Here is a 7,096-nt window from a genome sequence, read left to right on the forward strand (position 1 = left end):
CCCTATTCCGCCGCTCCGGGGAGCCGGCGGAACAGGGTCGTGGGGGTCAGGCCGCGCGGCGGCCGCTCTCGCTCGCCTCGTCGATGCCCTTCCGGGCGCCGTCGGGCACCACGGTGTCGCGGTCGATGCGGGCGCCGGTCGCGATCACGGCCGAGCGTCCGATGCGGGAGTAGCTCCCGATCCGCGCCCCCGGTCCGATGATCGCCTCGGGCCCGACGTGCACGTTCGCGCCGATGAAGGCGCTGTGCCCGATCATGGCGTCGCGGTCGACCCAGCTGCCCGCGCTGATCCAGGCGCGCTCGCCCACGGTCGCGCCGGGCTCCACGTAGGCGCCGGTCTCCACGTACGCGGTCGCCGAGACGCGCGATCCGGGAGCGACCATGCCGCGTCCGTTCGCGTGGCGGCGGTAGACGATCTCGTCGTCACTGCCGCGCGCCCCTCGACCCTTCTTCATCCCTGTTCCTGCCATCTGCCTCTGGCTCCTCCGAGCTGTCCGGTGGGCGGGGCGCCGAGCCCCGTCCCGTCATCGGTAGACAACAGCGGCGAGCGCCCGCGCATTCCCCGTTCGGGGGGCGCTGGCGCGGGGTGGAGGCGGGTCGGCGGGTGGAGCGGAGAGCGGGCGTCGGAGCGGACCCGCGCGGGCGTCCCCGGAGCGTCACTCCACCGCGTCGGCGACCGCGGTCACGACCGCGCGGAACCGGTCCGGCGCCTCGCGGATCCGCCGCCGGAGGAGGACCCCGGCGAGCGCCGACGAGGCGGGTGCGGCGACCAGCTCGCACTCGACCCGGGCCCCCTCCTCGTCCGCCAGGACCCGCCACTGCTCGACGCCGAGCACGGGGAGTCGGCGCTCGAGCCCGCTCCCCCGCCGCTCGTAGGCGCCGTCGGCGGCGAGGACGTCCGCGAGGGCGGCGAGCACCGGGGCGGGGTCGGCGTGGAGGACGGAGGCGAGGGCGAGGAGGCTGCGCACGGCGGCAGTCTCGCACGCCCCCGCGTCAGGAGCGGGCGTCGAGGACGCGCCGGAGCCAGTCGAACGACGCCTTGGGCACGCGGTCCCGGCTGCGCGTGTCGACGGCCACGAGCCCGTGCGGGCGGCTGTAGCCGTGCTGCCACTCGAACGCGTCGACCAGGGTCCAGAGCTGCACGGCCTCCACCGGCAGTCCGTCGTGGACGGCCTCGGCGAGAGCGGCCAGGTGCGCCCCGAGCCAGCGGATCCGCTCCGTGTCGACGATCGCACCCTCGCGATCGGGCTCGTCGGGGTAGCTCGCGCCGAGCGCGGTCACCACCAGCGGCGGCAGGGCGTCGCCGTAGCGCTCCACGAGGGACCGCAGCACCGAGACCACCGCCCAGGGTGCGACCGGCGACCCGTCGCCCGTGCGGTCCAGCTCCGGCCAGGGCGCCGTGTGGAAGGGGAGCGCGGGAGGAGCGCCCACCCCGGTCGGCAGCGCCGGGTCGCGGCCCGAGACGATCCGCAGCGGCGGCAGCGGCGCGACCGCGTAGAAGTCGAGCGGAGCCGAGATGCGCGCGAGGTCGACCGGATCCGCCTGCGCGAGGGCGCCGAGGAACGGCGGCAGCTCCTCCGGTCCGACCGGGTAGGACCCGGTCAGCACGGCGTCGGCCACCAGGCGGTTCCGCAGGACGTCCGCCAGGGAGGCGAAGGCGCGGTCCCGGTCGTCGTCGGAGGCGGGCTCGACGGGCGCGAGCGCGTCGACGAGGCCGATCCTCCCGGTCACCTCCGCCGCCCGCAGCGCCTCCAGGGCCACGCCGTGCCCGAGGAGCTGGTGGTGCAGCGCCGGCAGGGCGCTGAACAGCCGGCCGGCGCCCGGCGCCTGCCGCGCGAGCGCGTAGCCCTCGAGCATCACCGTCGACGGCTGGTCGAGGGTGATCCAGTCGGCGACCCGGTCGCCGAACCGCCCGCCGAGCTCGAAGGCGAGATCGCCGAAGCGGAACGCGGTGTCGCGGTTCATCCAGCCGCCGCTGAGCGCCGACGGGGTGTCGCGGTGGTGCAGGGTCAGCGCGACCCGGATCCCCGTCTCGGCGAGCCCGTCGAGCAGGCGGTCGTAGAAGCCGAGCCCTCCGCGGTCGATCGGCCCGCGGCCGTCGGGCTGCAGCCGGGGCCACGAGACCGAGAGCCGGAGCTCGTCGACGCCGAGATCGACCAGCAGCGCGAGGTCCTCGCGCCAGCGCAGGAGGAAGTCCGTCGCGATCTCGGGAGTGGCCTCCTCGGCGATCGTCCCCCGTCGCAGCGCGAAGTCGTCCCACACCGACCGGCCGCGGCCGCCCGTCTCGAGGGAGCCCTCCGTCTGGAAGGCGCTCTGCGCCAGTCCGATGCGCAGGCCCGGCGGCAGGAGCCCGCCCAGCTCGCGCGGATCGTCGAAGCGCGCGGCCTCGACGCGCACCTCCCGCCGATCGCGCCCGCGGGCCTCGTCTTCGCGCATTCCACTGTCCTCCGGATCTGATCGACGGGTATATTCTCGCGGAAGCGCTCTCCCGGATCTCCCCGACTCCCCCGACCGGCCGAGACGCCTCCTCCGGATGGTGTACATCCGGGAACAGTGGTGCGGCGCGCTTGACAGCTCCCCCCTGCCCCCGTGCAATGGACGCATCGTGAAATCGGGCGTCGACGTGGCAGTACCGGGGGGTTCACCGGTCGTGCCGGTGCCCCGACTCCGCCGATCCCCGCGCCGCACGGCCGCCCTGCTGCTGGTGCTCCTCGCGGCCGTCGCCTCCGTCTCCGGCCTGGCCGCGCCGGCCGCGCAGGCCGCCGCTCTCGCGATCACCGCTCCCTCCTCCGGCGCGGTCCTCAGCACGGGAGCGACGACGGTCACCGGCACGGCGACGGCCGGGGACCAGGTGCAGATCGGGCTCCGCGGCGGCGGCGACCCCCTCTGCATCACCACCGCGGGCCCCGACGGCGGCTGGAGCTGCGCCGTCTCCCTCGACGACGGGCCGGCGACCCTGGTCGCGGTGGAGCTCCTCGCCGGCGGCGGGACCACCTCGGCCGCCGTCCCGATCGCCGTCCTCAGCGCCCCCGTCATCGAGTCGGTCGACGGCTCGGCGACCTCCGCGGGCTCGGTCCGCGGCACGGCCTACCCCGGCGCGAGCGTCGCCGCGGTCTCGAACGGCGGCGCCGCGTGCCTGGCCACCGCCGACTCCGGCGGCGCATGGTTCTGCCAGCTCGCCCCCACTCCGGCGCCGGGCAGCTACCGCGTCACCGCGACGCAGACCGCCTCCTTCGCCGGCAGCGCCGCCTCGCCGGCCAGCGCGCCGGTGACCCTCGTGGTCGACACCGCTGCTCCTGCCGCCCCCGCCCTCACCTCGCCGTCGGACGGCGCCGCCCTGCCGCTCGGCGGCGCGTCCTACTCGGGGACGGGCGTGGACGGCACCCGCGCCTACGTGTACGTGGACCGGGTCAACACCTGCGACGCGGCGGTCAGCGGAGGCGCCTGGAGCTGCACCGGCGGCACGATCACGGCGGGCGCGCACCGGGTCTCCGCCATCGCTGGGGACAGCGCCGGCAACTACAGCCCGCCGAGCCCCTGGATCGACGTGACCTTCGCGGCGGCGACGACCGCTCCCACCGGCACGCCCAGCGCGACGACGCCGGCCGCCCCCGGTGCCGCGCCCACCGCACCCGGGGCCGCCGCGTCTCCCGCTCCGAGCAGTGCGGCGCCGACCACGTCCCCGTCGCCCGTCCGCCCCGGGGAGACCGCGCCCGCGCCCGAGGACGAGCCGACCGCCGAGCCCACCGCAGCGCCGGTCCCGGCTCCCGACCAGGACGGCGGTGACGTGCCGCCGCAGCCCGCCCCCGACGCCGGATCGGAGCCGGGCGGCTGGAGCGCGGCGACCGGGATGACCACCGCGCTGTCCGCCGGATCGCCGGTCGTCTCGATGGCCGACTGGATGCGCTCCCTCGCGCTCGCTCTGCTCTCGCTCGCCCTGGTCGTCGTGCCGGCCCGCCTCGCCGCGGCCGGGCGGGCGCCCCGCGCCGACCGCAGCTGGCACCTCACGGGCCGCAACCGCGCCGCCGTCGAGTACGACGACAAGCCGGACACCGGTCCCGCCTCGCCGCGCCTGATGGTCGTCGGGATGATCGGCTGCGCAGCCGGCCTCGTCCTGCTCTCGGGACGCGTCGACGGCCAGCCCGCCTACCTGCGCCTGCTGATCGCCGTCATCGTGGCCGTCGCCGTGGTCAACGCGGTCGCCGCCGCCGTCCCCGCGCTGGTCGGCCGACGGATCGGCGTCAGCGGGATCGGCGTCGTCGCCGCTCCGCGCGCGCTGCTCCTGGTCGCGGCGGCCGCTCTCGTTTCGCGCTTCGCGGGACTGGACCCGGCGCTCCTCTTCGGCGTGGTGATCGGCCTCGTCCTCCCCGAGGGCGCGTCCGCCGTCGACCGGGCGAAGCTCTCCACCGTCCGCGTCGTCTCGCTGCTGGGCCTCGCCGGACTCGCCTGGGGCGCCTCCGCCGTGGTCCCGCCCGACGGCTCGTTCGGCTCCGTGCTCGCCGCGGAGGTGCTCAGCGCGACCACGCTGATCTCGGTCGGCTCGAGCGTGGTGCTGCTGTTCCCGGTCGGGCGCCCCGCCGGCCGCAGCATCCTGCGCTGGTCCCCGCTGCTCTGGCTCGGGCTCACGCTCCTCGCGACGACCGTGCTGTTCGTGCTGCTCACCCCGACCATCGCGTCCTGGTCGACCGACGGTGGAGCGGGTCCGGTGCTCTTCGCCGTCGTCGCCTTCAGCGCGGTGTGCACGTCGATCTGGGCCTGGCGGCGCTTCGTCGAGTCGGAGTAGCCGGGCTCGGGGGCCCGCTCAGCCGATCGAGACGGGCCGGTCGAGGTCGTCGCCCGGCAGCACGTCGGCCACGGCGCCGACGGTCAGCTCGCGCAGCGTCGCGATGCCGCCGTAGACGCCGAGGAACGCGGTATCGGCCGCGTCGCGTCCCGTCGCGATCCGCACGAGGCTCGACCGCGGCGCGAGCGTCGTCGCGTCGACCGCGCGCCACTCCCCCTCGATCCAGGCCTCCGCGACCGCGTGGAAGTCCATCGGCTGCAGTCCCGGCGCGTACACGGCCGCCAGTCGGGCGGGCACGTCCAGCGCCCGGAGGAGGGCGACGACGAGGTGCGCGAAGTCGCGGCAGACTCCGCGGCGGGCGAGCAGCGTCCGCTCGGCCCCGTCCGTCGGAAGGCTCGAGCCGGGGACGTACGCCAGCCGCGTGCCGACCCAGGAGCTCACCGCGTGCAGGAGGTCCGCCCCGGCCAGGCCGGCGAACTCGGCCCGGGCCGTCGCCCACAGCACGTCCGACTCGGCGTAGCGGCTCGGCCGCAGGTACCGCAGCCGGTCCACCTCGTCGCCCTCGAGCGGAGCGAGGCGTCCCAGGACGCGCGCGGAGTAATCCACGACGAGGTGCCCGACCGGTGCGTCGAGCACGTGCAGCCGGGTGCCGTGCTGGTCGATCACCTCGCGAGCGGGGAGCGGGCGGCCGTCGACGGTGAGCGTCAGCGACTCCTCCGCCCCGTACGCGTCGGCCACCGCGATCGAGAGGACGAGGGCGGCCGGAGCCGCGACGTCGAGGGTCAGGCGGGCCGAGACGTCGCGCTGCATGGGGCTCTTCTCCGGGGCGTGGCGGGTGGGGGTCAGGCGCCCTGCTCGCCCTTCGGCGGCGGGGTGGGGGCGGCGTCCGGCTCCTGCACGAGCTGCAGCCCGCCGGACGAGTTCGCCGAGACGGTCAGCAGGTCGATCCAGGTGCGGTTGATCGAGGGGACCCGTCCACCGAAGTACTTGAAGTAGAGGGGCACGGAGGGGTCGAGCCAGATGCTCGAGCGGCCGTCGCCGACCGCGGGGTCGTCCCGCCAGGAGAAGAAGAAGCTCTCGCGGCGGCGCAGCTTGTTGGCGATGACGATCTGGACGTGCGTGAGCGTGCGGTCGTCGAACTCGATCTCGACTCCCGAGGCTCCGTAGAGCAGCTTCCCCATGGGGGCCTCCCGGCCGCCCGTCGCCGGGCGGTGCATGACGGTGCCCGCGGGCACGAGAAGCGGGACCGTTCCGGCGCCCGCCGTGGACCGGGCGGCTCGCATCCGGACGCGGGCGCCCGGGCTCGGAACCGCCCGGTGACGACTCTAGGCGAGGCGGCGCGGGCGCGCGGGATCCTCGTCCGATTCCCGAACACCGGGCTCCTCCGGCCGCACGGACGACCGGTCCGGGGGCGCACCCGGCGCCCTGTCGGATCCGGGCGGGACGCGCCGGGGCGCTGCCGCGCGCATGTCGGAGGTCGGACGTACGGTACCCGCATGATCGAATGCGCACTCTGCGGAACCGACGCCGTCGTCCTCGACCGCTCCGGCGGCCGCGACACCGAGGAGGAGCTCGTCGTGCTCTGCGCCGACTGCACCCCGGGCGAGATCACCCAGGCCCTCGAGGCCGGGCTGCTCGAGCCCGCTCGACGCAGCGCGCACGCCCGCGCCGCTTAGAGAGCGGCGCGTCGGACGGAGTGCCCCCACTGGGACTCGAACCCAGACTGAGACGATTTTAAGTCGTCTGCCTCTGCCGATTGGGCTATGGGGGCGACCACCGGGAGGAGCGATCCTCCCGGCGGCGGTGTCAGGACTTGGCGGGCTCGCCGCCGACCGGGACCGGAGCACCGGCCTGGCCGGGGATCTGCGCCGGGGCCTGCGCGGCCGGAGCCTCGGCGGCCGGGGCCGCCGGACGCGGACGCGACGCGTAGGTCTCGAAGGAGCCGCGGGGGTACTCGCGGGCCTCGATCGAGGCGATGTCGCGGCCGAGCCAGAGGTTGTTCCACCAGCCCCAGACCACGCGGAACTTGCGCTCCCACGAGGGCATGGCGAGACCGTGGTAGCCGCGGTGCATCACCCAGGCGGGGAAGCCCTTCACAGCGATCTTGCCGGACTGGAACACGCCGATGCCGATGCCCAGGCCCGCGACCGCGCCGAGGTTCTTGTGCACGTAGTCGACCGGCTCCTCGCCGCGGAGCACCGCGGTGATGTTCTCGGCCATGAGCTTGCCCTGGCGGACGGCGTGCTGGGCGTTCGGCACGCAGAAGCCGCCGACGCCGCCGCCGGTGAGGTCGGGGACGGCCGTTGCGTCGCCG

7 protein-coding genes, 1 tRNA gene and 1 pseudogene are annotated in these 7,096 nt (G+C 75.8%); 2 read left to right on the forward strand and 7 right to left on the reverse strand.

Features of this window, described 5'->3' with window-relative positions; genetic code table 11:
- Positions 1-46 precede the first annotated feature (46 nt).
- The 3 genes from C5C36_RS07100 to C5C36_RS07110 all read right to left on the reverse strand — a co-directional run bounded on the left by C5C36_RS07100 (position 47) and on the right by C5C36_RS07110 (position 2,435).
- Positions 47-454 (reverse strand): transferase, encoded by a 408-nt coding sequence (locus C5C36_RS07100; RefSeq protein ID WP_181133784.1) that lies wholly within the window; start codon positions 452-454, stop codon positions 47-49.
- Positions 455-655: 201 nt separating this feature from the next.
- Positions 656-967 (reverse strand): hypothetical protein, encoded by a 312-nt coding sequence (locus C5C36_RS07105; RefSeq protein WP_104227427.1) that lies wholly within the window; start codon positions 965-967, stop codon positions 656-658.
- A 25-nt stretch (positions 968-992) separates the two neighbouring features.
- The gene (locus C5C36_RS07110) at positions 993-2,435 is read right to left on the reverse strand and encodes a glycoside hydrolase family 1 protein (RefSeq protein ID WP_181133785.1); all 1,443 of its coding nucleotides are present in this window, start codon (positions 2,433-2,435) and stop codon (positions 993-995) included.
- A 220-nt stretch (positions 2,436-2,655) separates the two neighbouring features.
- Here C5C36_RS07110 and C5C36_RS17315 point away from each other — a divergent pair, with 220 nt between their 5' ends.
- Positions 2,656-4,782: a hypothetical protein gene (locus C5C36_RS17315; RefSeq protein WP_181133786.1), complete on the forward strand. Its 2,127-nt coding sequence runs from the start codon at positions 2,656-2,658 to the stop codon at positions 4,780-4,782.
- A gap of 18 nt (positions 4,783-4,800) precedes the next feature.
- Here C5C36_RS17315 and C5C36_RS07115 read toward each other — a convergent pair whose 3' ends face one another.
- Complete coding sequence (locus C5C36_RS07115; protein WP_104273843.1) at positions 4,801-5,592, reverse strand: transglutaminase family protein; 792 nt, start codon at positions 5,590-5,592, stop codon at positions 4,801-4,803.
- A 32-nt stretch (positions 5,593-5,624) separates the two neighbouring features.
- Positions 5,625-5,963: an ATP-dependent DNA ligase gene (locus C5C36_RS07120; RefSeq protein WP_068211888.1), complete on the reverse strand. Its 339-nt coding sequence runs from the start codon at positions 5,961-5,963 to the stop codon at positions 5,625-5,627.
- A gap of 315 nt (positions 5,964-6,278) precedes the next feature.
- Here C5C36_RS07120 and C5C36_RS07125 point away from each other — a divergent pair, with 315 nt between their 5' ends.
- On the forward strand, positions 6,279-6,458 hold the full coding sequence (locus tag C5C36_RS07125) for a hypothetical protein (RefSeq protein ID WP_104225020.1): 180 nt from the start codon (positions 6,279-6,281) through the stop codon (positions 6,456-6,458).
- A 21-nt stretch (positions 6,459-6,479) separates the two neighbouring features.
- On the opposite strand, the gene C5C36_RS07130 is transcribed toward C5C36_RS07125, so the two are convergent.
- Together C5C36_RS07130 and C5C36_RS07135 are read right to left on the reverse strand one after the other, a co-directional pair.
- Positions 6,480-6,553, reverse strand: a tRNA-Leu gene (locus C5C36_RS07130).
- Positions 6,554-6,588: 35 nt separating this feature from the next.
- Positions 6,589-7,096, reverse strand: a pseudogene (locus C5C36_RS07135) (NAD(P)/FAD-dependent oxidoreductase); the annotation flags it as partial.

It is taken from the genome of Rathayibacter sp. AY1G1 (genome assembly GCF_002932095.1).
Classification (GTDB): Bacteria; Actinomycetota; Actinomycetes; order Actinomycetales; family Microbacteriaceae; genus Rathayibacter.